The 24,481-nt window shown below is 73.4% G+C and carries 27 protein-coding genes; 10 read left to right on the top strand and 17 right to left on the bottom strand.

From position 1 onward, the window contains the following. The first annotated feature begins 1,057 nt into the window (after positions 1–1,057). On the top strand, positions 1,058–1,510 hold the full coding sequence (locus ACWDBE_RS01085; protein ID WP_449806759.1) for a hypothetical protein: 453 nt from the start codon (positions 1,058–1,060) through the stop codon (positions 1,508–1,510). A 568-nt stretch (positions 1,511–2,078) separates the two neighbouring features. Here ACWDBE_RS01085 and ACWDBE_RS01080 read toward each other — a convergent pair. The 10 genes from ACWDBE_RS01080 to ACWDBE_RS01035 form a co-directional block, all read right to left on the bottom strand. Next, positions 2,079–2,237, bottom strand: coding sequence for a DUF6760 family protein (locus ACWDBE_RS01080; protein WP_181970396.1), 159 nt, complete (start codon positions 2,235–2,237; stop codon positions 2,079–2,081). Then, entirely contained in the window at positions 2,234–2,719 is a 486-nt protein-coding gene (locus tag ACWDBE_RS01075) for a hypothetical protein (protein WP_449806758.1), read from the bottom strand. The genes ACWDBE_RS01080 and ACWDBE_RS01075 overlap by 4 nt, the downstream gene beginning before the upstream one ends. Then, positions 2,716–3,156 (bottom strand): phage tail protein, encoded by a 441-nt coding sequence (locus tag ACWDBE_RS01070; RefSeq protein WP_030290301.1) that lies wholly within the window; start codon positions 3,154–3,156, stop codon positions 2,716–2,718. Before ACWDBE_RS01070 ends, ACWDBE_RS01075 begins: the two co-directional genes overlap by 4 nt. 60 nt (positions 3,157–3,216) lie before the next feature. After that, positions 3,217–4,749 carry a phage tail sheath family protein gene (locus tag ACWDBE_RS01065; protein WP_449806757.1) on the bottom strand — a complete coding sequence of 511 codons (1,533 nt, stop codon included), beginning with the start codon at positions 4,747–4,749 and terminating at the stop codon, positions 3,217–3,219. A 222-nt stretch (positions 4,750–4,971) separates the two neighbouring features. Then, the gene (locus ACWDBE_RS01060; protein ID WP_449806756.1) at positions 4,972–7,116 is read right to left on the bottom strand and encodes an AAA family ATPase; all 2,145 of its coding nucleotides are present in this window, start codon (positions 7,114–7,116) and stop codon (positions 4,972–4,974) included. Continuing rightward, positions 7,113–7,823 (bottom strand): Pvc16 family protein, encoded by a 711-nt coding sequence (locus ACWDBE_RS01055; RefSeq protein ID WP_449806755.1) that lies wholly within the window; start codon positions 7,821–7,823, stop codon positions 7,113–7,115. The genes ACWDBE_RS01060 and ACWDBE_RS01055 overlap by 4 nt, the downstream gene beginning before the upstream one ends. Further along, positions 7,820–11,113: a hypothetical protein gene (locus tag ACWDBE_RS01050; protein ID WP_449806754.1), complete on the bottom strand. Its 3,294-nt coding sequence runs from the start codon at positions 11,111–11,113 to the stop codon at positions 7,820–7,822. Before ACWDBE_RS01050 ends, ACWDBE_RS01055 begins: the two co-directional genes overlap by 4 nt. Before the next feature lie 192 nt (positions 11,114–11,305). Next, on the bottom strand, positions 11,306–11,938 hold the full coding sequence (locus ACWDBE_RS01045) for an AAA family ATPase (RefSeq protein WP_449806753.1): 633 nt from the start codon (positions 11,936–11,938) through the stop codon (positions 11,306–11,308). A 267-nt stretch (positions 11,939–12,205) separates the two neighbouring features. Continuing rightward, a complete protein-coding gene (locus tag ACWDBE_RS01040) occupies positions 12,206–12,466 on the bottom strand; it encodes a hypothetical protein (protein WP_449806752.1) in 261 nt (86 codons plus the stop codon). A 42-nt stretch (positions 12,467–12,508) separates the two neighbouring features. After that, a complete protein-coding gene (locus ACWDBE_RS01035) occupies positions 12,509–13,237 on the bottom strand; it encodes a TetR/AcrR family transcriptional regulator (protein WP_449806751.1) in 729 nt (242 codons plus the stop codon). 130 nt (positions 13,238–13,367) lie between these two features. Between ACWDBE_RS01035 and ACWDBE_RS01030 the strand changes: the two genes are divergently transcribed. After that, the gene (locus ACWDBE_RS01030) at positions 13,368–14,069 is read left to right on the top strand and encodes an NAD(P)-dependent oxidoreductase (RefSeq protein ID WP_449806750.1); all 702 of its coding nucleotides are present in this window, start codon (positions 13,368–13,370) and stop codon (positions 14,067–14,069) included. Between the two features lie 412 nt (positions 14,070–14,481). On the opposite strand, the gene ACWDBE_RS01025 is transcribed toward ACWDBE_RS01030, so the two are convergent. The 5 genes from ACWDBE_RS01025 to ACWDBE_RS01005 form a co-directional block, all read right to left on the bottom strand. Further along, positions 14,482–15,621 carry a methyltransferase domain-containing protein gene (locus ACWDBE_RS01025; protein WP_449806749.1) on the bottom strand — a complete coding sequence of 380 codons (1,140 nt, stop codon included), beginning with the start codon at positions 15,619–15,621 and terminating at the stop codon, positions 14,482–14,484. Next, positions 15,618–15,752, bottom strand: coding sequence for a hypothetical protein (locus ACWDBE_RS01020; protein WP_449806748.1), 135 nt, complete (start codon positions 15,750–15,752; stop codon positions 15,618–15,620). The genes ACWDBE_RS01025 and ACWDBE_RS01020 overlap by 4 nt, the downstream gene beginning before the upstream one ends. A gap of 132 nt (positions 15,753–15,884) precedes the next feature. Then, on the bottom strand, positions 15,885–16,019 hold the full coding sequence (locus ACWDBE_RS01015) for a hypothetical protein (protein ID WP_449806747.1): 135 nt from the start codon (positions 16,017–16,019) through the stop codon (positions 15,885–15,887). Further along, a complete protein-coding gene (locus ACWDBE_RS01010) occupies positions 16,007–16,273 on the bottom strand; it encodes an OTU domain-containing protein (protein WP_392881944.1) in 267 nt (88 codons plus the stop codon). Before ACWDBE_RS01010 ends, ACWDBE_RS01015 begins: the two co-directional genes overlap by 13 nt. Next, positions 16,270–16,638 carry an ATP-binding protein gene (locus ACWDBE_RS01005; protein ID WP_449806746.1) on the bottom strand — a complete coding sequence of 123 codons (369 nt, stop codon included), beginning with the start codon at positions 16,636–16,638 and terminating at the stop codon, positions 16,270–16,272. Before ACWDBE_RS01005 ends, ACWDBE_RS01010 begins: the two co-directional genes overlap by 4 nt. A 303-nt stretch (positions 16,639–16,941) precedes the next feature. On the opposite strand from ACWDBE_RS01005, the gene ACWDBE_RS01000 reads away from it, so the two are divergent. From ACWDBE_RS01000 to ACWDBE_RS00985, 4 genes are all read left to right on the top strand, one after another. Then, complete coding sequence (locus tag ACWDBE_RS01000) at positions 16,942–17,751, top strand: helix-turn-helix domain-containing protein (RefSeq protein WP_449806745.1); 810 nt, start codon at positions 16,942–16,944, stop codon at positions 17,749–17,751. Then, on the top strand, positions 17,748–17,948 hold the full coding sequence (locus ACWDBE_RS00995) for a DUF397 domain-containing protein (protein WP_449806744.1): 201 nt from the start codon (positions 17,748–17,750) through the stop codon (positions 17,946–17,948). The genes ACWDBE_RS01000 and ACWDBE_RS00995 overlap by 4 nt, the downstream gene beginning before the upstream one ends. 114 nt (positions 17,949–18,062) lie before the next feature. Then, complete coding sequence (locus ACWDBE_RS00990) at positions 18,063–18,284, top strand: DUF397 domain-containing protein (protein WP_449806743.1); 222 nt, start codon at positions 18,063–18,065, stop codon at positions 18,282–18,284. Positions 18,285–18,311: 27 nt separating this feature from the next. Beyond that, on the top strand, positions 18,312–18,509 hold the full coding sequence (locus ACWDBE_RS00985; protein ID WP_449806742.1) for a DUF397 domain-containing protein: 198 nt from the start codon (positions 18,312–18,314) through the stop codon (positions 18,507–18,509). A 57-nt stretch (positions 18,510–18,566) separates the two neighbouring features. On the opposite strand, the gene ACWDBE_RS00980 is transcribed toward ACWDBE_RS00985, so the two are convergent. Further along, the gene (locus tag ACWDBE_RS00980) at positions 18,567–19,301 is read right to left on the bottom strand and encodes a LuxR C-terminal-related transcriptional regulator (RefSeq protein WP_449806741.1); all 735 of its coding nucleotides are present in this window, start codon (positions 19,299–19,301) and stop codon (positions 18,567–18,569) included. Between the two features lie 221 nt (positions 19,302–19,522). On the opposite strand from ACWDBE_RS00980, the gene ACWDBE_RS00975 reads away from it, so the two are divergent. Continuing rightward, positions 19,523–20,893: a COG1470 family protein gene (locus tag ACWDBE_RS00975; protein WP_449806740.1), complete on the top strand. Its 1,371-nt coding sequence runs from the start codon at positions 19,523–19,525 to the stop codon at positions 20,891–20,893. Positions 20,894–21,315: 422 nt separating this feature from the next. Here ACWDBE_RS00975 and ACWDBE_RS00970 read toward each other — a convergent pair whose 3' ends face one another. Further along, positions 21,316–22,536 carry a GNAT family N-acetyltransferase gene (locus ACWDBE_RS00970; protein WP_449806739.1) on the bottom strand — a complete coding sequence of 407 codons (1,221 nt, stop codon included), beginning with the start codon at positions 22,534–22,536 and terminating at the stop codon, positions 21,316–21,318. A gap of 281 nt (positions 22,537–22,817) precedes the next feature. Here ACWDBE_RS00970 and ACWDBE_RS00965 point away from each other — a divergent pair, with 281 nt between their 5' ends. From ACWDBE_RS00965 to ACWDBE_RS00955, 3 genes are all read left to right on the top strand, one after another. Then, complete coding sequence (locus ACWDBE_RS00965; RefSeq protein ID WP_449806738.1) at positions 22,818–23,333, top strand: HAD-IIIA family hydrolase; 516 nt, start codon at positions 22,818–22,820, stop codon at positions 23,331–23,333. Positions 23,334–23,441: 108 nt separating this feature from the next. Continuing rightward, entirely contained in the window at positions 23,442–23,678 is a 237-nt protein-coding gene (locus ACWDBE_RS00960) for a hypothetical protein (RefSeq protein WP_449806737.1), read from the top strand. Positions 23,679–23,714: 36 nt separating this feature from the next. Next, a complete protein-coding gene (locus ACWDBE_RS00955; RefSeq protein WP_449806736.1) occupies positions 23,715–24,428 on the top strand; it encodes a DedA family protein in 714 nt (237 codons plus the stop codon). Positions 24,429–24,481 lie beyond the last annotated feature (53 nt).

The following is a 24,481-nucleotide window of genomic DNA, read 5'->3' as shown; positions in this document are numbered from 1 at the left end:
AACGGCCGGCTGCACCGAGGCGTTCGGCCGCCGCTCGGGGCCACTGCCACTGCCACTGCCGCTTCCGGACGGCGATGCGGCGGAGGCACCCACGGTCCCCGGTGGGGCAGCGGAGGGCAGGGGGCGGCTGGCTGCCAGTCCGCGCCTGCGGCGCCCGCTGCCATCGGTGGCCGGGGCGACCTGGGCGACCTGGGCGACCTGGGCCGCCGGGCCTGCCGGTCGCCCGTCATGACCGGTCTGGATCGGGCTCTCGGACGGGGTGCCGCCCGGGCGCCCGGTGGCGCGTTGCACGGGCAGCCCCTCGCCACCCGCCGGCGAGACGACGGCGGGCACGCCGCCGTCCACCGCCGGGGCCGCGATCCGCTGCACCGGTCGGCGCCCGCCGAGCAGCGGAGCGGCGGCGCCGGGCACGGCCGCCGTCGGCGGCAGCGCGTCGAGCGGCGCGCCCAGGCCCCCGCGCGTACGGGCCGGGGCCGGCTCGGGCCGGAGCGGCACCGAGGGAGTGGCGGCCCCGGAGGGCGTGCGCTGCACGGACACGCCATCGACGGGCCCGCTCGCGCCGGCAGCGGTCGGCGCGGGCCGGGCCGGCGCAGCGCGTTCGGGGGCCGGCGACGAGGAGGGCGTGCGCTGCACGGACACGCCACCGGCGTTCTCGCGTTCGGGCCGGTTCGGCGCCTGGCCCGCCGGGCCGCCGGCCGTACGGGTGCGACGGGCCGGGGCGGTGGCGTCACGGCTCCCGCCTCCGGAGGGCAGGGCGCCGTCGGGCCGGCTCGTCCCGGCGACGGGAGACCCGGCCTCGGCGGCGGGGACGACGGGCATGGCCGGTGCCCCCGGGGCGGTGTCAGCGGCCCGGGGGCCGTCGGTGGCCAGCGGTGTGGCGCTTGCGGGCAGCGCGGTCAGGGGCGCGCCGAGGACCGGGCGGGCGGGTGCCGCGGCGGGGCCGGTCGCGGAGGCACGCTGGACCACCCCTTCGGTCCGCCCGCTCCGCGCGGACGCGGACGTCGCGGCCGGGCCGGACGCCGTCCGTACGGCGGCTTCGCCGCTCGCGGGAGGGTGCGTGCCGTCGGGCGGTGTCTGCGTCATCGCGGCGGGCGTCGGTGTGTCGGTGCCCCGGGCCGTCGGCTCGGTGGTGACGCCCGGCGCCCTGACCGTTCCCGGGACGGCCGCCACCGTGCGTGCGGGCAGCGACCTGGGGCGCCTCGCCACGACCAGCGGAGCGCCTACGGAGCGCGGACGCACCGGACGCTCGACGGTCCGGGCCGCGGAATCGTTCGGCCGCGGGGAGGCGGCGACCGCCTCGGGCGCCGCCCCGACGGCAGTCGGCGCACCCGGCGCCGCTGCGGCACCGGGCGTTGCGGCAGCGGACTGCGGCGCCGCGGCCTTCGGCGAACCGGCCTTCGGCGAACCGGCCGTCGCCGCGGCGGACTTCGACCTGCTGGGCACGGGTGCAACGGGCGCCGCCTCAGCGGGCTTCGGCGCACCGCCGTCGGCCCCGGCCGCGACCGGCTGACGCTCGCCCCCGCCCGCGCGCGGCGGGCGCGGCCCCGACCGCACCGGGAGTCGCCGCAGCCGGACGGAGCGCTGGACCGGCGCGGCCGACCGCGCCGGGCCCGACGGCCCGTCCTGCGCCGGCTCCTCGGCCCGGGCCTGGACCGGGAGCACCGGCACGACGAGGTCGTCCCCGCCCGTGCGGGCGGGGTCCGGCAGGCCCGGCCTCGCCACGGCCCGCAGGATGCCGACCGGGGCGGTCGGCAGGACCGCGTGGCCGAGCGGGCCGCAGAGCGAAGGGTCCTGCCAGGCGGTGAGCCGGGAGCGGAACGTCAGGCCGTCGCTGACGCCGTGCGCCGGCCCGGCCAGGGTCGGGACCAGCGGCGCGACGGCGCGCCAGCCCCCGTCCCCGGCCGCCGGGCGCCGCCGGGGAACAGCCTCCCCGGCGGCGGCGCCGGCCTCCGCACCGACCTCCACGCCGACCGGCGCACCGGCCTTCACGCCGACGGGCGCACCGGCCTCCACGCCGACCGGCGCACCGGTCTCGCCGCCCCTGCGGCGGCCGATCCAGTCCCGAAGCCCCACCGGGCTCACCCGCCTTCGCTGATGCGGGTGTTGAGCCGCGCGATCTCCCTGACCCACTGCCCGCGTTCGCGGTGGGTCAGGTCCAGGATGTCCTCCCGCTGCCAGTGGAAGTGGTACGCGATGTACGCGATCTCCTCGTACAGCCGAGCAGGCGCGTACGTCACGATTCCCCCAGGCGCCCACCGGCGAGGTCGACCTCGAAGGCGCCGTCGCAGTGCGGGCAGGTCACCGCGGCGCGCGTGTGGCCTTCGCTGTTGATCCGCTGGTAGAGGTCCTGGAGGAAGGCCACGTCGGTGGCGTACATCCGCTCGACGACCCCGGCGTGCACGTCGGTGATGTCGCCCAGCCTGGTGATCACGTGGCTGAGCAGCACCACGCTGAGGTACGCCGGGTTCTCCTTGACCCGCAGGTCGATCTGCGGCATCAGCTCGTCGCGGGCGGTGGCCAGGCGCATGGCGCCGTGCCGGTGGACGGTGCCCTCGTCGTCGACGTAGCCGAGCGGCAGCTCGAACTCGAACTCGGTGTGCGGCGCCCGCCCCCGGGGCTGCGACGCCGCCGCTGCCGCCGGGGCCTGCTGCTGGGGCACGGCGTTCTGCGGGGCCGGAGCCCCTTCCAGCAGCTCCTCCAGGCCGATCTTGCGCCTCACTCGACCGAGATCTCCTCGAACACGATGGTCACGGTCTCGGTCGCGGCGCTGGACTCGCCGGCGCTGAGGGTGGGGCCCTCCCAGCGGCTCGCCCAGGCGTTGGTCAGCTGGATTCGCCGCAGGGTGGCACCGGTGGTGTCCTTGACCTCGATGGTCAGGTTCTGCCGCGCGGTGTTGATCGCCCCGTTGTTGAGGGTCTCCTTGATCCAGTCCGTGAACGCGCCGCTCTTGTCCAGGCCGCGGGTGATGGTCACCTCGCCGGGGAGCCGGGCGCCGGGCTGCTTGCGGACGATCAGCTTGCCCTCTTGGGTCACCTGCTTGTACTCGACGACGTCCTGTTCGACCGTCAGGTTGCTGATCTCCTTGACGGACTCGACGTTGTAGCCGCCGAGTTGGACGCCGAAGATATGTGTGGAGAGCGGATCGCCTTCAGCCATGGGTTTCTGTCACCTTCCGATGCGAGGGGTGCCGAGGGGTGGTGGTGCCGACCGGGCCGGTCACTCGTTGACGAGGCTCGTGCTGTCGGAGAACTGGGACAGCCGGAACACCACGAACTCCGCGGGCTTCACCGGGGCGACGCCGATCTCGCAGATCACCTGGCCGAGGTCGATGGACTCCGGCGGGTTGTTGTCGCGGTCGCACTTGACGTAGAAGGCCTCGGCTGCGGTCTGGCCGAACAGGGCCCCGCGCCGCCACTCCTCGGTGAGGAACGCGGTGATGTTCCGGCGGATGCTGGACCACAGCCGGTCGTCGTTGGGTTCGAAGACCACCCACTGGGTCCCGAGGAGGATGGACTCCTCCAGGTAGTTGAACAGCCGGCGCACGTTCAGGTAGCGCCACGCCGGGTCGGAGGAGAGGGTGCGCGCGCCCCAGATCCGGATGCCGCGCCCGGGGAACGCCCGCACGCAGTTGACGCCGATCGGGTTCAGCAGGTCCTGCTCGCCCTTGCTGAGGCGCAGCTCCAGGTCCACCGCGCCGCGGATGACCTCGTTGGCGGGCGCCTTGTGCACGCCGCGCTCGGCGTCGCTGCGCGCCCACACCCCGGCGACGTGGCCGCTCGGCGGGACCAGCACGTTGCGGCCGCTCGCCGGGTCGAACACCTTGATCCACGGGTAGTAGAGCGCGGCGTAGCGGGAGTCGAAGCCCGCCTCCTCGTTGCGCCAGGTGCGCATCCGCTGGGCGTTCAGGCCGGGCGGCGGGTCCAGGACGGCGATCCGGTCGCCCATCTGCTCGCAGTGCGACATCACGGCCAGCTGGACGGTGCGCAGGCCCTCGTCGTCGATGTCGCCGCGCTGGTAGGCACTCATCAGGTCCGGCACCGCGACCATGGTGATCTCGTCGATCGCCTCCAGGCCGCCGAAGCCGGTCCGGGCGGCGGCGTCGCCGACGTACTCGGCCGGGTCGAGTCGGCCCGCCGGGACGGCGGCCGGCGCGGGCGCGGTGGCCAGGGCGTGGGTGCGGCGCTCGGGGCGGCTCGGCGCGGTGCCGGGCTTCTCGGCGACGGCGACCAGCTTCGACTCGCGCAGCTGGGTGACGACGTAGCCCTTGGTGCTCTTGCGGGTCGAGACGTCGTACGTCTCGACGACCTCGGCGCCCCGGCGCACCAGCAGCCGGAAGCGGTCCTCGGGGACGTTCTCCCCCTCCGAGTCGGCGACCTCGACGGACACCTCGCCGCCCGCGCCGGGCAGGGCGGAGAACAGGAACCCGGCGATCTCGACGGGCGGGGCCGCGGTGACGGCGGGGGCGGCGCCGGGCGCCTGCCGGGCCGGGTCGCCGACCCGCACGACGTAGGCGGAACCGCCGCCGTTGGCGAAGAAGCCGTACACCGAGTGCGCCAGGTAGGTGCCCTCGGTGAAGCCGCCGAACCGCTGGACGTACTGGTCCCAGTTGGTCACCAGTGTGGGCTCGTGGAAGGGTCCGGTCTCGGCGAAGCCGACGAAGGCGGCGACGGCCGTGCCGACGCCCTCGATCGGCCGGGCACCGGACTGGACCTCCTCCACGTACACGCCCGGGGTGAGGTACGACGGCATACGCGCTCCTTCGGCTGGACCACCGCTATTCGCCGGTCATTCGCCTCCGAGTCTGCTGCCCGGGCACCTCCCGGGAACATGTCCGCAGGTCCCGGACCGGGGGCAGGAACCACTGCCCCCGGCGGACACCCGCAGGGGTCTCCCGGGCGCCCCGGCCGCCCCGCCATCCCCCGGCACCTCGGGCACCCCGGCACCTCGGCACCTCGGCAGCTGGTCAGCCGGTCAGCCGTGCCCGGCGTCCCCGAGCCGGCCCAGCCACGGCCCGAACTCGCTCGCCAGCACCAGCCGGCCGAGCTTGCGGTACTCGCCGACCACTGCGGACACCAGCTGCGCCATGCCCAGCGGGGCGCCCGTCCCGGCGGCCAGGTAGGCCGCGGAGACCGCGCAGGCCCGGATGGAGCCACCGGTGAGCTCGAAGTTCCGGGCGCAGTAGTCCAGATCGAGGTCGTCGCCGCGGGGCACCAGCGGCCCCAGGCAGCGGTCCCACAGCAGGCGCCGCTGCGCCTCGTCCGGCAGCGGGAACTCGGCGATGACGTCCAGCCGGCGGGTGAACGCCTCGTCGAGGTTGGCCCGCAGGTTGGACGTCAGCACGGCGATCCCGTCGAAGGACTCCATCCGCTGCAGCAGGTACGCCGTCTCCACGTTGGCGTGCCGGTCGCGGGCGTCCTTGACCTCCGAGCGCTTGCCGAACAGCGCGTCCGCCTCGTCGAACAGCAGGACGCCGTTGACCTGCGCGGCCTCGGTGAAGATCCGTTCCAGGTTCTTCTCGGTCTCGCCGATGTACTTGTCCACCACGGTGGAGAGGTCCACCACGTACAGCTCCATGCCGAGTTCGGCGGCGACCACCTCGGCGGACATCGTCTTGCCGGTGCCGGACTCCCCGGCGAACAGGGCGATCACGCCGTTGCCCCGGCCGCCGCCCGGGCGCATCCGCCACTGCCGGAGCACCTGGTCGCGGTGCCGGGCGCGCAGCACGAGTTCCCGCAGCCGGCCCGCGGTGGGGGCGGGCAGCACGAGGTCGGACCAGCCGACCCCGGGCTCGATCCGGCGGGCGAGCCGGGCCAGGCCGGCGGCGTTCTGCGCCCGCACCGCCGTCCGCAGGTCCTCGGCCCGCACCGGGCGCCGCTCGGCGGCCGCCGTCCTGGCCGCCACCGAGGCGGCGCGGGCCAGTTGCTCCCGGTCCAGCCGGTAGGCGGCGACCGCCTCGGTCAGCTCCTCGTCCAGCTCCGTGTTCAGTGCGCCGGCCCACTGCTCGGCCCGTGTCCGGGCGTCCGGCGGTGGGACGGTGACCACCACCGGGCTCCGGGCCGCCCAGGTCGGGTCCCAGACCTGCGGGCCGTGCACGACCAGCGGGACGCCGTCGAGTGCCGCGCACAGTTCGCGCAGCAGGGCGGCCCGCTCGGGCCGTTCGGGTTCGAGCCGGTCCAGCGGTCCGAGCACCACGCCGCCCCCGGCCAGACGTGCCTCGCGGGCGAGCACCCGTACGGTGGCCTCCGGTGGGCCGGCGGCGAGCGCGGCGGCGTCGACCAGCAGGGGTGGCGGGCCGTCGGCCGCGAGGGCGGCCACCGCGATCGGGGCGGCGTGTCCGCTGCGGTCCAGCAGGTGGACGAACCCGCCGTTGGCGGCCAGCGCGCGCAACCGCTCGTCGGGCTGCTCGTGGAGCCGCGCATCGGGCCGCTCGTCGGACCGCTCGTGGAGCCGCTCGTCGAGCTGCCGGAAGCGGGGCTCGGCGCGGCGGGCCAGCCCGGCGAGGGTGCCGTCCGGCTCGTCGTCGCCGAGCAGATGGGCCGTCACCCGGTCCGGGACGCGCAGGGTGCGGGAGAGCAGCGGGCGGTCTGGCTCGGTGACCTCCAGCAGGCCGCCGGCGACCAGCGGGGCGCGGACGGAGAACCGGAAGCGGCCGGCGCCGGCCCCGGGCTGTCCGCACAGCTCCAGGGCGAGGCCGATGGTCGCCCGGCGGCGGGTCAGGTCGTCGTTGAGGTAGCCGTAGAGCTGTTCGAAGCGGGAGTCGAGGTCGGGGGCGAGGGCGACCAGCAGCAGGTCGAGGTCCACCGGGAGCAGCCCGAAGGCGGCGGCGAGCCGGCCGAGCCGGGAGTCGGGCGGCGGGGCCGGCCCGTCGCCGAGGTCCCCGGCGGCCCCGTGCACCGTGGCGGAGGCCGCCAGGATGCGCTCCACCGCCTCCGGGCCGAGGTACTGGCCGCGGTACGGGTCGTCCGGGTCCGGGTCGTCGGCCCGCCGTTCGCGCACCGCGGCGCGGACCTTCTGCTCGACGCGGTGCAGCCGCTCCCAGAGGTGGTCGTGGTGCGGTCCGGCCGGTCGGTCACTCGGCGGCGCGTCGTTCACCGGCTGTTCGAGGTCGACGGTCATCGCGCCCTGCCCCGTGGCCGGCGGCCGGGCGGCAGCCCGCGTTCCCTGGGCGCGGCGAAGCCGTCCGGCCCCGGGTCGTCGGTGCCCCGGTAGCGCAGTCGGCGGCCCGGCCCGTCGGTGGGCGGCGGCCCGGCCTGGGTGGTGTCGCCGGCGTGCAGCACCAGCCCCTCGGTGACCGGCGGCCCGGCCGGGCCGCGCTCGCCGGGCAGCGGGGCGAGCACCCGGAGGTCGACGGAGGGCCGCAGCTCCCCGCCGAGCGAGGACCAGACGTCGGACACCGACGGCAGGCCGGTGTCACGCCCCGCGATGTCCAGCGCGACGGTCAGTCCGAGCTCCGCGAGGCTGCCGGTGAGGAGCCGGGCGGGCAGGGTGTCGGTGGCCGTCAGGCACTGCAGCACCTCGGCCAGCAGCCGGTGTTCGTCCTGCGGCCGGTTGGTCCAGGCGGTGACCAGGTAGGCCAGCTCGAACCAGCGGGGCGCCGGGCGGTGACCTGTCACCAGGCCGTCCGCGTCGTACTCGGCGACGGTGCCGGTCTGCCGGCGGCCGGTGTCCTCGCGCAGCCCGTACAGGAAGACGCTGACCGTGGGCGCGTTGCGCCGGGCCGCGAAGTCCCGGGTGGGCGCGTCGAAGACCACCTCGATCCCGCGCTCGGGCAGGCCGGTCTCGGCGAGCAGCTGTCGCAGTGCCTCGTCGACTTCGTGGATCACCGCCGCTCCACCTCCCCGGGCGGGCCGATGCTGCCCTCCACCACCAGGAAGGGGCAGGTCACCGGGGAGAAGCCGGGGCCTTCGGCGGTGATGGTGCGCGGGCCGGTCTCGTCCTTGGGGAGGATCAGCAACTGGCCGGCGAAGGTGCCGTCGCCCTTGGGGCGGGTGGGCGCGGCCGCGGCGGTGATGCCGGGGTTCCAGGTGAACCGGACGGGCGTGCCGGGCGGGAAGTCCACGCCGCGCACCGAGGTGACGAAGCCGGGCTTGCCGATCGGCGGCACGGCGACGATGCGGGGCTGGAGGATGCGCAGCGGGGTGCTCGCCCGGTGCGGTCCCGGGGTGGCGTCGGTGCCGGTGGTGGTCAGCTCCGCGGTGATGGTGGTGTCCAGCGCCGCCAGGGGCGAGAGCACCACGCGGACCACGGCGCTGCGGCCCGGGGCCAGGTCGCTCACCGTGCAGGTGCCGGCCCGGCAGCCGGGGGGCAGGGCCTCGGTGGGCACCCCGGCGGGCAGGCCGAGGGTCAGGCGCAGGCCGGTGGCGAGGGCCTGGCCGGTGTTGCGGACGGTGTAGCTGACGGTCACGTGGCCGCCGACGTAGCCGGGGGTCGGCTGGGCGTCGACCGCGATCGTGGGGCCGGCCTGGGGCGGCGGTACGGGGGCGGGCGCCGGGGCGGGGGCGGGCGTGGCGGTCGGGCTGGGTGCGGGGGCGGGCGTGGCGGTCGGGCTGGGTGCGGGGGTGGTCGGGGTCGGTGTCGGGGTCGGGGTCGGCGTGGCCGTCGATGACGGGGTCGGAGTCGGAGTCGGGGTCGGAGTCGGCGGCTCCAGCACCGGCAGGAAGGTCCGGGCGGAGTCGTCGTCGGGGTTCGGGTCCTGGACCGCTCCGGTGACGCTCCAGCCGAAGTCCGGGGAGCCGGGCCGGGTGCCGATCAGGGTGGCGGTGATCCGGATCACCGCGCGCGGTGCCATGGTGCCGAGTTCGCAGCGCAGCGCCGCGGCGTCGCATGTTCCGGTCGGGGTGGTCAGCTTGCCGAGCCTGGCGCCGGTCGGCACCGAGACGGTGAGGACGGTGCCGGGCGAGGGCGCGGGGCCCTTGTTGGTGACGGTGACGGTCACGTCGGTGCTGCCGTCGACGGGGACGGCCGGGGTCCGCTCGGGCACGCTGACCGACAGGTCGACGGACTGCTGGACGGCCGGCTCCTTCTGGCGGCCCGGCAGCCGCCAGTCGAGTTCGGTGAGCTTGGTGCTCGCGAAGTCGTAGACCTTGAGGCCCTCCGGTGAGCTCGGCGGCGCGTCGCGGCGCGAGGTCATCAGCAGTTGCGCGCTGTTCGCCGTCCAGGCGACGTCGCGGGGCTGGAAGGGCCCGGTGGTGGGGCGGTCGGGCAGCGGCCGGGTGCAGGCGCCCTGGCCGAGCCCGGCGGGCACGATCACCGTGCAGTCGGCGCCGGTCGGCGTGGTGACCACCACCCCGTCCTGGTGGTTGTTCCCGCCGTCACCGGCCTTGCGGTTGAAGGCGATCCGACGGCCGTCGGGGGCGAAGGCGGGGCTGTCGTCGATGACGTCGCAGTTGCCCGGGCAGGCCGTCCGGCTGAGGTCGGTCTGCCGGGTGAGGTCGTCCGCGGAGACGGTCCAGACGTGCAGGTTGCCGGCGTTGCCGTCGATCACGGCGGTCCGGGAGAAGGCGATCAGCTTGCCGTCGGGCGACCAGAACGGCTGGCCGTCGGAGGCGCCCTGCTGGCCGGCGGGCGGCTGGACGGTGCCGACGATCCGCCCGGTGGCCACCTCGGCGATCAGGACGCGACCGGGCCGGGCGGGCTGCCCGTCGATGGCCGGGGCGCTGCGGCTGAACACGATCAGCTTGCCGTCCGGGGAGAGCGACGGGTCGGTGTCCCGGTCGTCGGGGCCGCGCCCGGCGAGGTTCATCGGCTGCGGGTTCGCCCCGTCGCCGTCGGCGATCCAGATCCGCTGGATCCGCCCGGCGGGCCCGTCCTCGTAGCGGGTCACCACGATCTGGCGGCCGTCGGGGGTGTAGGTCTGGCGCTCGTACCAGGGGTCGAAGCCGGGGCGGGGGTGGAAGAGCGGGTCGGCGGCCGGGTCGGTGCTGGTGTTGGCGTCAGCGGCCGGGTCCTCGCGGAGCACGCTGATGCCGAGGTCGCGCGGGTCGGACCCGTCGGGGCGCATGTCCTCCACGTCGGCGACGTTGGAGCCCGAGGCGCTGGTCTGCTCGACGACGGGGCCGCCGCCCTGCTGCGGGCCCAGCCAGGTCGGCGAGGAGATCAACCGATCGGCCCGGTAGAGCAGTTCGGGCGCCTTGCAGTTGCAGGTCAGCGCGCTGTAGAGGTTCACCACTGGCGGCCGGGTCGGGTCGGGCTGCGGACTCGGGTTGTTGGGGTCGAGCAGGTCCGCGCTGAGGAAGACGACACCGGTGCCGTCGGCCGTCCAGGCGGCGGAGCCGGTCTTCCAGGTGGAGCCGGTGCCGGGGAAGAAGGCCTTGTCGCCGCCGGTGGGCGAGGTGAGCATCAGGGTCCGGCCCTGGGCGCCCTGGTCCCAGGTGTAGACGATCTCGTTGCGGTGGGCGTCGTCGTCGACCGGGTTCCAGGTCGGGTCGACCGCGTCCCCGTTGGTCACGTTGGTGACCTTGACGGGCGCGCCGCCGGTGAACGGCCGCAGGTAGATCTGACGGTGCGACGGTTCGCCGTCGCAGGAGTAGGCGATCCACTTCCCGTCGGGCGAGACGGTCGGATGGGTCTCGTCGGCCGCGCCGTCGGTGATCCGGCGCAGCCCGCTGCCGTCCCGGTTGACGGCCCACAGGACGTGCTGGGGCTTGCTGTCGCCGCCGCGGTCCTCCAGCGCCTCGAAGACGACGCCCTTGCCGTCCGGGGCGAGCGCGGGGTGGGCGGTGTCCATGCCGGTGGTGAGCCGGTGAACAGCACCGGCCGCGTCGCGCAGGTACACCTGGGGCAGCGGGCTGTCACGCAGGCTGGTGAAGACCACCTCGTCGCCGCGGGCCGACGGGTCCCGGTCGAAGTGGATCGGGCCGGGCCCGAACAGCGGGGTGCTCGACTCGGTGCCGGTGACCTTGCCGAGGCCGCGGTGGTCGGTGCCGGCGAAGAGGATCCGCCCGGCCGCCGGGTCGACCGCGGCCACCGGGGCCGCGGCGCCCGGCCCACCTGGGGCGGCGCCGGCCAGGGTCACCAGGGCCGCCGCGAGCGCGAGCAGCACCGCGACGGCGGCCCGGGCCGGCCGCCGGACGGAGCGGGGGGTGGCGGTGGCGCCGATCACGCTCGACCTCACAGGTTGCAGGGGCGGTCTCCCCGCAGTGTCCCCGCTCCGGGCGCGTCGCGGGAGAGCCCGGGCACCCTCGGCGGGGGTAAGAGGTGGTGTCCCCAAAGGGCAGCCGGCCCGCACCGGCCGATGCACCGCTCGCCTCGCACCTCGCACCGGACGTCGGCCGGGCCGACTTCCTGTGCGGGCCCGCGTCAGGTCTCAGTCGAACCGGATGTGCTTGGCCCCCGTCCAGGTGCGGCGCAGCCGCCCTCGGAGCGCGCTGTCCTCGTTCGGAGCCAGCTTCAGTCCCGCGGAGGCGGCGACGTGCTCGGCGACCTGAGCGATCGACAGCCGGTCGGTCCACACGTGCTGGGCGAACTCCTCCTCGCGCAGCCGCTCCAGGCACAGGTCGAGCTTCGACACGGCGAAGCTCTCCCGGCGCAGCGGGGCGTCCTTCCCGGCCACGAACCCCAGGACGTGTCCGAACCCGCGCCCGCGCAGCCGCTCCAGCACCGTCGCGCGCTCGGCCAGCAGGGCGAAGTGGCGGACGTCGTGGCCACGCTCGCGGAGCCGGCCGACGGTCTCGCGGAAGTACGCCGGCTCGACGACCGTCATCGGCGCGATCACCACACCGTCATGCCCGGTGAGCACCCGGTCCAGCACCTCGAAGACGCCCTGCCGCCACGCGGGGAGGTCCTGGAAGTCCCCGCGCAGCGACGGCGGCATCATCCGGTGCAGGCCGAACCCCACGTGCTCGGGGTCGCAGACGACGCTGCCGGCCAGGCGCCACCTGATCTCGTGGGCGGTCTGGGTCTTGCCCGTGCCGAACGGGCCGTTGATCCACAGGAGCATGCCCCGACCCTACTGACATCCGGACGGCGCGGTGACCCCCGTGGGAGCGTTCGGCTTTGGTGGTCCCGGACCTAGCTGTTGTGTCCCGTGAGGTTGGGGATGTCGGATGTCGGGGCGGCCCGAAGGAGTCGACTCCTCGGACTGCCCGGCTCCAGGGATCTCGCCGTGGTCGCGTCAGCGGGCCGGGGGGTTGCCGTCGTGTGTCCAGATGTTCGAGCTGATCCGGCGGGAAGGCGCCCGAGGGCGAGCTGGCCAAGTGTCACCTGCTCACGCTGCGGTTCGCCGAGCCCAGAACAGGACATGCCCGCTGTTCCCCTGGGGCACGAACTCTTCGTGGACCACGTCAAGGCCGGCCCGCACGAGCCAGGAGCGGTTCGTGGCGGCGTCCGCGTGGCTCCACCACATCGCGACCCCGCCGCCGAGCCAGTCCTGGCCGTACTTCGTCTCACCGCCGAATGCGCGCTCGTAGCGCACCGACAGCAGGTCATACCCGCGCCGGACCACGTCCTTGGGATCTTCTACGTCCACGCCGCCGCACGGTAGTGCCCAGAGCTCTCCAGCGCGAAGGAATCACGAAGCCGACCACTTGGCAGCGTCGATATTCAACGATCGAACCAACTGGGTGAGTTCGGCGTGGAAGAGCTTGCCCGGCGAGAGCGTCTGGGCGCGCAGGTGACCATAGATCTCCAGCGCGACCAGGCCGTGCAGGTGCCCCCAGATCCGCAGTGCCAGGGCCACCCCGGCCGGCGGTAGTGCAGGGAACGCCGGGCGGACCTTGTCGAGCAGGCCGGCGTCGAAGTCGTCCCAGTCGAAGTCGCCGTTCCCATGAACTCGTTCGGCGCTGCACCAGGCCGTGTCCGCCAGCGCGGCGATGCCGATGCAGATCCGCCGGGCGGCGTCCGGCGCGGCACCGCCGTCCGGGGCCCGGTAGCCGGGGACCGGGTCGCCGTAGATCAGCCGGAAACCCTCGGGGTTGGCCAGCGCCCAGTTGCGGAAGGCGTGCGCCCAGGCCTGGATCCGCTCCGCCGGGGCGTCCTGGGCGGAGGCGGCCCAGGCGGCGTCGACGGCGTCGGCGAGCGCCGTGTAGACATCCGCGACGAGGACGGTGACCAGGTCGTCGCGGGTGGCGAAGTAGCCGTAGATGGCGTTGGCGGTCATGCCCATCTCGCGGGCGATCGCCCGCAGGGTGATCGCGTCGGGGCCGCCCGATCGCATCAACTCCAGTGCCGTGCGCTTGATCTCGGCGGTCGTCTCGGCCCGCAGTCGCTCGCGTCGTCCAGTGCTTCGGGTGCCTGCCACGGCGTCACTCTACAGTGTCACTGCACTGATTGCCGTATAGAAACTTCACGCCGTATAGTTTCCGCATGGCGTGAGGCCTTCTGGCCTCGTGCCGTCCGACCTGACCACGGCATGAACCAAGGGGAGAACCATGCACATCGGCGTCATCGGAGCCACCGGCACCATCGGCAGCCGGGTCGTCACCGAGGCCCTCCGGCGCGGACACCGTGTGACGGCGTTCAGCCGGGACGCCTCCGCGATCACCGACCGGCGGGAGAATCTCGGCTGGGCGAGCATCGACGTTCTGGACGACACGAGCATCACCGCCGCCCTGGCCGGTCTGGACGTCCTGATCAGCGGCTTCCAGCCCGGCAACGCGGCGAAGGACTTCACCGACACCGTCCAGCGCTCGATCGCCGACCCGACCGTCTACGCGACCGCCGCCCGGAACCTGCTCAAGGCCCTGGAGAGTCACCCCCGCACCCGGCTGATCGTCATCGGTGGCGCCGGCAGCCTGGAGATCGAACCGGGCGTCGTCCGCGCCGACCACGAGGAGCTCCTCCACGCGTCGCTCGACGAACTCGGCCTGCCCCGCGAGTACGCTGCCGCCGTGCGCGGCCACCGGGAGGCGCTGAACGTCCTGCGCCTCTCGGACCGGCTCTGGACCTACTTCAGCCCCGCCGAGCAGATCGCCCCCGGCGAGCGCACCGGCCGTTTCCGCATCGGCGGTGACCAGCCCGTGCTGGACGCCGACGGCGTGAGCCGGATCTCGGCGGAGGACGCCGCGGTCGCGCTGGTGGACGAGGCGGAGCTGCCCCGCTTCATCCAGCGCCGGTTCACCGTCGGCTACTGAGTCTGCTGCCGAATCGGTACAGGTGGCCGATCGGAGAGCAGTCACGGCCCGGCGGGGGGTGCCGAGATGCAGGAGGCCCCCGGGTCACTGCTGGAGATCGCGCTCGGCCCTGCTGACACCTTCGCCAACCGCCTTGCCCGCTCCTCGTCCAAGCCCGACGGCCGTCCGTCTCGTGATCCCCTGCGCCGGCGGGCGGCCCGGCCGTCATTCTCCTTTCCGGGCCGGCGTGGCGGACACCGGCGGGAACGGCCGCAGCAGCTCCCACTCCGCGTCCGACAGCTCGCCGCGTTCTCCTCGCCCCATGCCCGGCACAACGAGTAGATCAAGCGACGGTGACATGATCGGCCGGACGGCTGCTGGAGGGCGCGGGGAGGTGGCGGGTCGTCAGCGCATGGACCCCGCGCCCCGGCCGTCACCTCAGGGGGTTGGCGGGCTCGTCCAGCCAGGCGGTCTGTCCGGCGGGGGTCACCGTGAGCCCGTACCGCTCGTACCCGGGGCGTCCGGCGGACTCCCACCGGTGGTGGGCGGCCTCCACCTCGTCCCAGAGTCGGCGCGGCCCGGACTGGCGGACTTCGAACCGGGATTCCCCGGGCACGGAGTCCACGGTCGCCCAGGAGGTGACGGCCGTGTCGAACAGCCACCACGTCCAGCCCTCGCCGAACCCGTTGCGCCGGTAGTACACGTCCGGCAGGGCGAGGGCACAGGCGAACTGCGCCAACCAGTCGTCCCCGATGGCCTCGGGGTCGAGCTCCGTCCAGGACCGATCGGAGTCACCCGGCCACTCCCCCGGCAGGTAGTCGTCCACCGGTGCTGCCTCGTAACGCTGTTGACGGAGCATCATGAAGGCGGACGAGCGGGTGAACCGGCCGCTCGCGCCGGTTCCGTCCTCGTCCACCGTGAGGCGGACGACCGCGCCGCCGCCGAACAGCGGCGAGACCGGGCTGACGATCACCCCGCCCGGACGGGTCTGGTTCAGCCAGGCGGGCGGGATGTGCCGCAGCGACACGGTGGAGATGATCCGATCGTACGGAGCGCGCACCCCCCACCCGAGCGCCCCGTCTCCGCACACGACCTCCGGCGCGTAGCCGGCGCCGCGCAGTGCGGTGCGCGCCCGGGCGGTGACCTGGGCGTCCACCTCGACGGTGGACACCATCTCGGCTCCCAGGCGATGCGCCAGCAACGCCGCGTTGTACCCGGTGCCCGTTCCGACTTCGAGCACCCGATGACCGGGCTCCGCGTCCAGATCGGACAGCATCTCGACGACCACCGTGGGCATGGACGCCGACGACGTGGGCGTGATGCGGGCGCGGCCTTCGACTCCGTCGTCCCACTGCGTGATGATCGGCAGATCGCTGTAGGCGAGCCGCATCCACCGCTCGGGCTCCGTGGATCGGCTGCACTCGGCGTCGCCGTCCGCCTCGTTCACCCAGATGGTTTCCGGGAGGAACGCGTGCCGCGGAACGGCCGCCACGGACGGAGCCCAATCCGCGGTCAGCGACCCCTTCTCGGTCAGCGCGGCCACCAGCGCGGCCCGCTGCTCGTCGGGGCTCACTTCTTGTGCTTCGGGTCGGGGGCGGGCTTCTGGCTGTCCGACGACGGCTTCGGGCCGATGACCGGGCCGCTGGGCTTGGCGTGCCCGGGGCTCCGGCCGTCGTTCGGGCCACCCTTGTTCTCGTCACTCATGGTGAGCATCCTCTCTCGGTTCGACAGGTAGGGGGTGATGGCCGCCCCCGGCGGGATCGGCCTCGATCCGTAGCCGGGGACGGTAGTTCGGCGGACCAGGAAGTCGGCGGGGCCGACTTCCTGCATGGAACTTCAGGACGCCGGCCGGTGGCCCCGGATGGAGTCCGGGCGGCTGGGCATCCGCAGGACGGCGACCGCGCCGAGGCCGACGACGGCGATGGCGAAGGGCATGAGAAGGGGAAGGGCGAGGTCGATCAGGAGTCGCACGGAGCCTCGGCCTTCTCGTACTCGTAGTGACGGAGGACCGCGAGGAGGTTGAGCACGGTGCTGGCCGGCGCCGCGCCGAAGCGGACCAGGACGCGGCCGTCGACCACGCGGTCCGTGGCGAGGGAGGGCCAGATGAGGCCGAACCTGCGGCCGCGCTCGCGGAGTTCGTCGAGCAGGGAGGCGACCTCCGGCTCGGTGTAGGTGCGCATGATCGGGTCGGCCGGCCCGGTCGGCCGGCGGTGGTCGGCGGTCACGCGGCGGCGTCCAGCTCGAACCAGACCGATTTGCCGGTCTTGCGGTCCTCGGTGCCGAAGCGGTCGGTGAGGGAACGGACGAGGCGCAGGCCCCGGCCGGAGACCGCGAGGAGGTCCGAACCGTCGCGGCTGACCGGACGGATGGGACTCCCGTCGCTGACGGAGACCCGGAGCACGTGGTCGAGCAGCGCGATGACGACGAGCGGCGCCGCACTGCCGCCGTGGCGCCAGGCATTGACGAACAGTTCGAGGAGCGCGGTCTCGGCATCGGCGACCAGGTCGGGCATCCACCCGGCGCGCGCCGTGAGCTCGCGCAACTCTTCGCGCGCGGCCGACCAGTCAGGGGGGAGTCCAAGGGGAGACACGAAGGAACCTCCGTGAGGGGGGTGAAGTGGATCATTCGCCGCCAGACAGGAAACGGCGAGATCGCAGATCGATGCCTACTCAGTGCGCTCGACCCGCTACGCTCAGCATGCAGCCTTTGCGGTGTGAGGCGCAACTCACTCGCAGCACATCGCATATTTGCAAATCGAACCTGAATTCGGCCTCACTGAATGCCAGTTGTCGGTAGCGCCGCCGACCACCGCACAGGCAGACTGGTCAACTGAAAGTTCTGGAGGGGACAACACATGGTGGTGTCAACCGTTCGCCGACGTCGGCTCGGAGGCGTGCTGCGAAAGCTCCGTGAAGAGCGGAAGCTCACCGCTGAGGTGGTGGCAGAGGCGACGGGGATGAGTCAGGCCAAGCTCACCCGCATCGAGACCGCCCATACGGCGGCCAAGGTCGAGGACGTCAACAGGCTCCTCGACTACTACGGATGCGAGGACGAGGAGTACCGCGCCGGGCTGATCGCCATCACGAAGGACGGCAGCAAGCGCGGCTGGTGGCTGAGCTACCGCGATGTCATCAACTCCACCGCGATCGACCTGATCCTTCTCGAAGCCGACGCCACCACGTACAAGACCTACGAGCCAGCGTTCATCCCGGGCTTGTTCCAGACTGCCGAATACGCTCGGTTGGTCATCGACAGGCTCCGAACGATGACGGGCGGCACGGTAGACGACCTTGTCCAGGTCCGCATGGCGCGACAGTCCATCCTCACTCGCCCTGACCCCGTTCAGGTCTGGGCGGTCATCCATGAGACCGCACTCCGCGCGCTCGCGAATCGCCCCGACATCATGGGGCCGCAACTCGACAAGCTGCTCACGCTGAGCCGCTTGGCGAACGTCAACATCCAGGTGATGCCTGCGGGTGCGGCATTTCATCCGGGCATGAACGGTGCGTTCAGCTTGCTTGGATTCCCTCAGCGGAAGGACCTCGACGTCGTGTTCGCCGAAGGACTGCACGCCGGCTGCTGGGTCGAGGAACCCGCTGACGTCGAGCTGTACCGGGCGAAGTTCCAGGAGATCACGGCTGAAGCCCTTTCTGTCGACTCCTCGATCGAGTTCATCACCGCACAGAGAGACAGCATCAAGTGACTCAGCTGACCTTCAGGAAGTCCAGCTACAGCGGCGGAGACTACAACTGCGTCGAGGTTGCCATCCCAGACGGCCCAATCTCCTACATCCGCGACTCGAAGGACCCGAACGGCCCGACCCTGGCCATCGACCGGGCGGCCCACTCCGCCTTCATCACCGCCGTCGCCGACGGGGAGTTCGACTTCGGGCTCCTCTGAGCATTCTCCCAGCGGTGCCTCGCCCGAGCTCGGGCGAGGCTCTGCCTTCGCTCTCCACGTAGTTGCTGCTGCCGGCTGGGCACACTCTGGTCATCGAGCGAGAGACAAGGCCACATGAGTTTCATTCCGAATGCAGCCGCCATCGCTGTCAGGTGGCGCAAGTCATCACACAGCAACGAGTCCACGAACTGCGTTGAGTTCGCCATGGGTGAGCCGGTCTCGTACATCCGCGACTCGAAGGACCCGAACGGTCCCGCCCTGGCCTTCGATCGAGTGGCCCATGCGGCCTTCATCGCAGCGGTTGCCACCGGCGAGTTCGACTTCGGCCTACTCTGAACGCTTCATCCAGTGAGGGAGGATCAAGTGACGCAGCTGACCTACAAGAAGTCCAGCTACAGTGGCGGCAACGAGGACTGTGTCGAGTACGCGCTCCTCCCCGGGGCCGTCGCAGTCCGAGACAGCAAGGATCCTTCCGGACCCGCTCTGGCCTTCGACCGGGCGAGCCATGCGGCCTTCATCGCCGCCCTTGCCGCCGGGGAGTTCGACTTCGGGCTCCTCTAGCGACTCCCAAGCGGTGCCTCGCCCGAGCCCGGGCAAGGCACCGCTTTCGTCTCCTGCCTAGATCAGGCCCCGGCGCATCGCATAGCCCACGGCGTGGGCCCGGTTCCGCAAGCCGAGGCGCGTAATGATCTCGTGCAGCACGTTCTTCACCGTGCGCTCCGAGTACGACGTCTTCGTCGCGATCTCACTCGTATCGAAGCCCTCGGCCACCAGCTTCAGCATCTCCGCCTCCCGCGCCGTCAACGTCGACAGGGTCAGCCCCCGCCCGTCGAGCATGGTGCGCTGGAGCATGCCGATCCGGTCGAGCAGTTCGCCCAGCAGATCCCCGGGCATCACTCCCTCTCCGTTCGCCAGCGCGGTGATCAGGTGCACCAGCCGGTCCTGGTCGGCCTCCGACCGGCGCAGCACGGCCGCGACCCCGTTCTCGACTATGGTCTGCAGCCCGCCGGCCTCGAACTGCCCCACCACCAGGCCTATCCGGCCCGACGTCGCGAGCCGCAGTCGGCGCAGGTGCTCGGTGACCGTCTCGCTCAGCGCGTCCACCACCAGCAGGGAAACCTCGGCCCGTCCGGCCTCGGCCTCGCTCAGCAGCTCCACCTCGGGCCGCTGGCGCAACTGTTGGACCACGCCGGTCTGCAGGATGAGGTCTTCCGCGAACACCGCCACCCGCACTCCCCTCCTGCCGCGCGACTGCTCGGGGATGCGCGGGGCGGCGGCAATGCCGGAGCGCGGGGCGACTCCGGTCCGGCGCGCGGTGACGGCTTCCTCACGGGTTGTATCGGTCGACGTCATCGACTACTCCATTTCTCTGTTCCTGCGAGGGTGACGGCCGGCCGCCGCGAGGCAGGTCCGGCCGGGGGTATCTGGGGGCGGCGGCGGGCGTCGCGGCGCCGGGCCGTTTCCGAGGCGGCACCGTGCGGGGTCTCCGGTCGGTCCTCACGGGCAAGGGGTGTGGCCCACAGCTTGCCCGTACGGCCCTCTTCTTCGGCGGCAAACCGCCCTACCGTCACGCTATGACCACATCCGCCGAACTCGGCCTGCCAGCACTCACGGTGGCCCCCGGTGGCGTGGCCACCACGACCCTGACGGTGCGCAACGATCTTGACATCGTTGAGGCTTACACCTTCGAGGCGGTCGGCGACTGCGCCGCGTGGACGACGGTCGAGCCGGCCCGGATCTCGCTCTTCCCCGGGACCTCCGAGACGGTGACGGTCCGACTGGCTCCGCCGCGCTCCGCTTCGACCCGGGCCGGCGAGTTCCCGCTCGGCATCCGCGTGTTGCCGGTGGAGCGCCCCGAGCTGGTGGCGGTGCCGGAGGCCACCGTCACCGTGACGCCGTTCCACGAGCTGCGGGCCGCGCTCGCCCCGCGCCGTCGCCGTGGCTGGCTGCGCGGACGCTACCGGGCCTCGGTGCGCAACCTCGGGAACGCGCCCACCGCTGTGACGTTCACGCCCGGACAGGCCGGCGAGGACCTGCGGTTCGCCGTCGCACCGGAGAAGCTGCGGCTGGAGCCCGACGAGTCCGGGGAGGTGCGGGTACAGGCGCGCACCCGTAAGCTGATCTGGTTCGGCAAGCAGGCGACCTGGCCGTTCGAGGTCACGGTGGGCCCGGAGGAGCGGGCGGAGGGCAAGGACGACAAGGATGCCAAGGCCGGAAAGCCGGAGGCCGAGGCGGCGACCGTTCAGAAGCCCGTCCTCGAGGGCGAGTTCGTCCAGCTGCCGATCTTCCCCCGGTGGCTGCTGGCGCTCCTGGCCCTGCTGATCGCGCTGCTGCTGGCGTGGTTCGCGTTGGTCCGCCCGGCCGTGCGCAGCTCCGCCAAGCAGGCCGCCGAGCAGGCCGTCGCCCAGCAGAGCGCCACTCCGGCCCAGCCCGCCGGCGCCCCGGCCGGCGACAACCCCTCGGCGCCGCCCGCGGGGAACACGCCCGGCGGCCAGGCCAAGCCGGGCGGCGGGAAGCCGAGCGCCGGCACCGGCGGCCAGGGCGGCCCCGGCCCGGGCGGCCTGGCGGTGCCGGGCACCGGGCAGCAGAGTTCCGCCACCATCGACGTGCAGACCGAGAACGGCGCCGCCACGACGGGCAGTTACCAGGTGCCGCACGGCAAGGTGTTCGACATCACGGACCTCGTGGTCGCCAACTTCCAGGGCGACCAGGGTGTGGTGACCATCACCGCCGGAAACAAGACGATCACCACCATCGCCTTGGAGACCTTCCGCAACCAGGACTACCACTGGGTGACTCCCATCCAGGTCCCCGAGGACCAGGCCGTGACGGCGAACGTGACCTGCGAGGTGCCGGGCACCCCGGCCTCCGGCAAGCAGGCGCCCACGTGCCACGAACTCCTCAACATCAGCGGGACGTTGAGCGACATCCGCCAGGGGAACTGAACCGACGCGCGCAGGATGATGCCCTTCTCTCCCCGGCGACCGGGCGGGAAGGGCGCACCGGTTGCCCCGTTGATACCGACGGGCCCGTTCCGGCCCGTTCGCCCCCGACGTCCCTGACGTCCTTCTTCTCCGGCTTCGCCTCTCACGTCTCGTGACCATGTCAATACAGATGGACACTGTTGCAGAGTGCACCCGTACGACCAAACCGACCCGCCCTCGCCATGCCACGGTCTGTCCTCCGAGGGCAATCCGCCTGGTCCGCGGGGGCAAACCGATCGGCCCCCGTGAACCATCGGGCCTGCCCGCACCGTTGATGATCCGTCCGGAAGCGCGCGAAACGCCGAACGCCGTCCCCGCCCGTGAAAGGGCGGGGACGGCGTTCGGCGTTTCCCTGGGACTGCGTTCGCTCGGCGGCCTCCCGATCAGAACCAGTGCAGGCAGTGCGGCTCGCGCTCGGCACGGAACAGGGCGTCGGCGCGGGCGGCCGCCTCGGAGTGGTGGGCGCGGATGTGCCCGGCCCGGACGAGCCTGCTCGGGGCGGTACCGCCGAGGTAGACCGCGCCCAGGTCGCGGACGTCCTGGGACAGATCGGGCTCCCGGTCCGTCGGGACGCACTCGGCCTTGCCGTCCCGGACGGTCAGCAGGTACCGGTGGTGCTCGCCGAGGAACGGGTCGTCCACGTCCAGGACGAGTTCGCCGTCCGTGGACCAACCGCGCGAGGTCAGCGCCCGCGGCACGTCCAGGATCCGCACCCAGAGCCAGTCGGTGTGGTTCTCGAACCGGCCGGCGTTGAAGTCGGCGAACTGCCAGCGCAGCGGGTGATCGGGCGGGCAGTGCCGGAACACGACCTCGCCGACCAGGTCGTGGCCGAGCAGGTACCGGGCCAGGTCCGTGTAGCCGGCGTCGTCCAGGGCGATGGTCTCGTCCACCGTCAGGGTGTCGCCGTCCTTCCAGTAGCTGGCGTACCCGTCCGGGGTGCCGTCGGCGTCCCGGTGGACGGCGACGTAGCGCGGCGTCCGGGCGATCGGGACCTGTCCGGCGCCCAGCTCCCACCAGCGGCGCGGGCGGGACAGCGCGCCGGGCTGGGCGCGGCGGTAGCGGTCGTAGACCTCCTCGATGATCGCCCCGCACTCGGCCCGCCGCAGCAGTTCGACCGAGCCGCCCGCTGGGGCCCCGGCCACCCGCTGCGTCCGGGACGGGTCGAAGGCGGCCTGGTGGCGCTGCACCGTCAGCCGCTGGGTGTACGTCGCCGGGCCGTAGCCGAACCGGCCGTAGATCCCGGCCTCGGCGGCCAGCAGCACCGAGAGGAACTCGCCCCGGGCCCGGAAGTCGGCGAACTGACGCCGCATCATCGCGGTGAGCAGGCCCTGGCGCCGGTGGCTGGGCAGGACGCCGACCGACGTCACCCCGGCGACCGGGACGACGGCCTGCCCGGGCAGGGTGAGCTCGAAGCTGTACGCACCGGCGGTGCCGACGGGCCGGCCGTCCGCCGTCACGGCGAGCAGGTTGCGGTCCATCTCGGTCGCCGCCCACCAGACCCCGCCGCCGTCCGCGTTCGGAGCGTCCGGGAAGCGGCCCAGCGCGGCGTGGAAGGTGTCGACGAAGGCGCCGAGCTCCTGGTCGGTCGTGGAACGGATCTCCATGTGGTGGTGCTGCCTCCCCGGTCCGCCGGCGCCACCTCGTGCGGCGCCCCCCGAAGTGCAGCCGCACCAGGCGCTGCGGTCAACCGAATTACCGGCGGGGAGCCGCTCACGATCCGTCGCCCGACGGCGGTTTGACCGCCCCGCCGGTGGCAACCCGCGTCGGTATGGCGTACCTCGGAGAACCCGTACCGACCGTTCCGCAACCCCGGCCGTCCGGCCCCTGCGACCGGTCCGGGCCCTGGCTGACCATCCGCCCGGGCCCTGCGGAGCGGACCTGCGCCGTGCTGTTCGGCCGCGACGGCACGCTCCTGCGGGACGTCTCCTGCAACGGCGACCCCGCCACGGTCCACCCGACGGCCGGAATCCGCGCCGCCCTCACCGCCCTGCGCACGGCCGGCTTCGCGGTCGGCGCGCTGAGCAACCAGCCGGCCGTGGCCAGGGGCCTGCTGGGCCGCGGCCAGGTCGAGGCCGTCCAGGCCCGGACCGAGCTGCTACTGGGGCCGGTCGACGTGTGGGCGGTCTGCCCGCACGGCCCGCACGACGGCTGCGCGTGCCACATGCCCGCCCCCGGCCTCGTCACGGCCGCCTGCCGGGCCCTCGGCCTGCCGCCCGGGCGCGTCACCGTGATCGGCTGCGCCGACTCCGTGATCGCCGCCGCGCTGGCGGCCGGCGCGCACGCGATCCGGGTCCCCGAGGCCAGTCGGCCGGCCCACTTCTCCTGCTCTCCCTGCACCCTGACGGCCTGCCCGTCCGCCGACGGCCCGGCCGAGGCCGCCGACCTGGTGCTGCAGCGCTGACCACGGCCCCGAGACCGCCGGCCGACGGTCGGTGTGTGAGCGGCTCCACGGCGGAATGGCGCGTCACCGGGCCCGGCCGGTCGGGCCCGGTACCCCGAGGAGGACGGCATGAACGGCTCACCGAACGAACGGCCGCTGCACGACATGGGCGGCGCGATCGGCCCGGCGGACACCGCCGGGGCGGAGACGGCCGGGGAGACGGCGGAGACGGCCGAGGAGGCTGCGGAGACGGCGGAGGCGCCGGCGCGCCGGCCGTCGCCGATCGGCAAGGGCGGAACGCCGAAGGTGGCGGGGAGCGACCAACAGCAGCCGGAGATCGCCGAGGAACAGCGGGCGTCACAGTGAGGCGGAGAGGGGCGCCGGTCCGGAACGGGGTGGCTGATGCACTCGATCACCGACTGGCTGAGCGGCCTGTCCGGCCCGGTCGGGTACCTGGTGGTCGCGGGCCTCGTGTTCGTCGAGGATGCCCTGTTCTTCAGCTTCGTCGTCCCCGGTGAGACCGCGGCCGTGCTCGGCGGGTTCCTCGCCCAGCAGGGCCGGATCTCCCTCGGCTGGCTCGTCCTGTTCGTGGTCTGCGCGGCCGTCCTCGGCGACACCGCCGGCTACGAGATCGGCCGCCACATCGGCCCGAGGATCCTCGACACCCGCCCGATGCGACGCCATGCGAACCGGGTCGACCGCGCTCAGGAGCTGATCCGCCGGCGCGGGCCTGCCGCCGTGTTCTTCGGGCGCTTCGTCGCCTTCCTCCGCGCCATGGTGCCCACCCTGGCCGGGATGGCCCGCATGCCGTATCGCCGGTTCCTCCTGTTCAACGCCCTCGGCGGCCTCCTCTGGGGAGTCGGGTTCACCCTCCTCGGCTACTTCGCCGGGGCGGCCTACACCCGGGTCGAGAGCACCGTCGGCCCGGTCCTCGCGCTCGTGATCGCCGCGGGCGTCGTCATCGCCCTGGCCGTCTGGCACCTGCGCCGCCACAGGTCCGCCGCCCGCACCCCGGGACGGGACGAGCAGGAGCCCGGGGACGAGCAGGAGCCCGGGGACGACCGGGAGGCCGGGGACCACCAGGAGCTCCGGGACGACCGGGGCCCGCAGCCCTGACGCGGGGGCCGCGGGGCCCGCGTCGCGGCACGCCGTCCACCGCCGTCGGCACC

It is taken from the genome of Kitasatospora sp. NPDC001132, assembly GCF_053598415.1.
The sequence above is the reverse complement of the archived record's forward strand: the minus strand, read 5'-3'. Positions and strand labels throughout refer to the sequence as shown.

Coding starts and splice junctions, on each gene's coding strand:
- ACWDBE_RS01070 (WP_030290301.1), bottom strand. CDS start 3,156: ATGGCTGAAGGCGATCCGCTCTCCACACATATCTTCGGCGTCCAACTC.
- ACWDBE_RS01065 (WP_449806757.1), bottom strand. CDS start 4,749: ATGCCGTCGTACCTCACCCCGGGCGTGTACGTGGAGGAGGTCCAGTCC.
- ACWDBE_RS01060 (WP_449806756.1), bottom strand. CDS start 7,116: ATGACCGTCGACCTCGAACAGCCGGTGAACGACGCGCCGCCGAGTGAC.
- ACWDBE_RS01045 (WP_449806753.1), bottom strand. CDS start 11,938: ATGCTCCTGTGGATCAACGGCCCGTTCGGCACGGGCAAGACCCAGACC.
- ACWDBE_RS01030 (WP_449806750.1), top strand. CDS start 13,368: ATGCACATCGGCGTCATCGGAGCCACCGGCACCATCGGCAGCCGGGTC.
- ACWDBE_RS01020 (WP_449806748.1), bottom strand. CDS start 15,752: ATGAGTGACGAGAACAAGGGTGGCCCGAACGACGGCCGGAGCCCCGGG.
- ACWDBE_RS00990 (WP_449806743.1), top strand. CDS start 18,063: ATGAGTTTCATTCCGAATGCAGCCGCCATCGCTGTCAGGTGGCGCAAG.
- ACWDBE_RS00980 (WP_449806741.1), bottom strand. CDS start 19,301: ATGACGTCGACCGATACAACCCGTGAGGAAGCCGTCACCGCGCGCCGG.
- ACWDBE_RS00975 (WP_449806740.1), top strand. CDS start 19,523: ATGACCACATCCGCCGAACTCGGCCTGCCAGCACTCACGGTGGCCCCC.
- ACWDBE_RS00970 (WP_449806739.1), bottom strand. CDS start 22,536: ATGGAGATCCGTTCCACGACCGACCAGGAGCTCGGCGCCTTCGTCGAC.
- ACWDBE_RS00960 (WP_449806737.1), top strand. CDS start 23,442: ATGAACGGCTCACCGAACGAACGGCCGCTGCACGACATGGGCGGCGCG.
- ACWDBE_RS00955 (WP_449806736.1), top strand. CDS start 23,715: ATGCACTCGATCACCGACTGGCTGAGCGGCCTGTCCGGCCCGGTCGGG.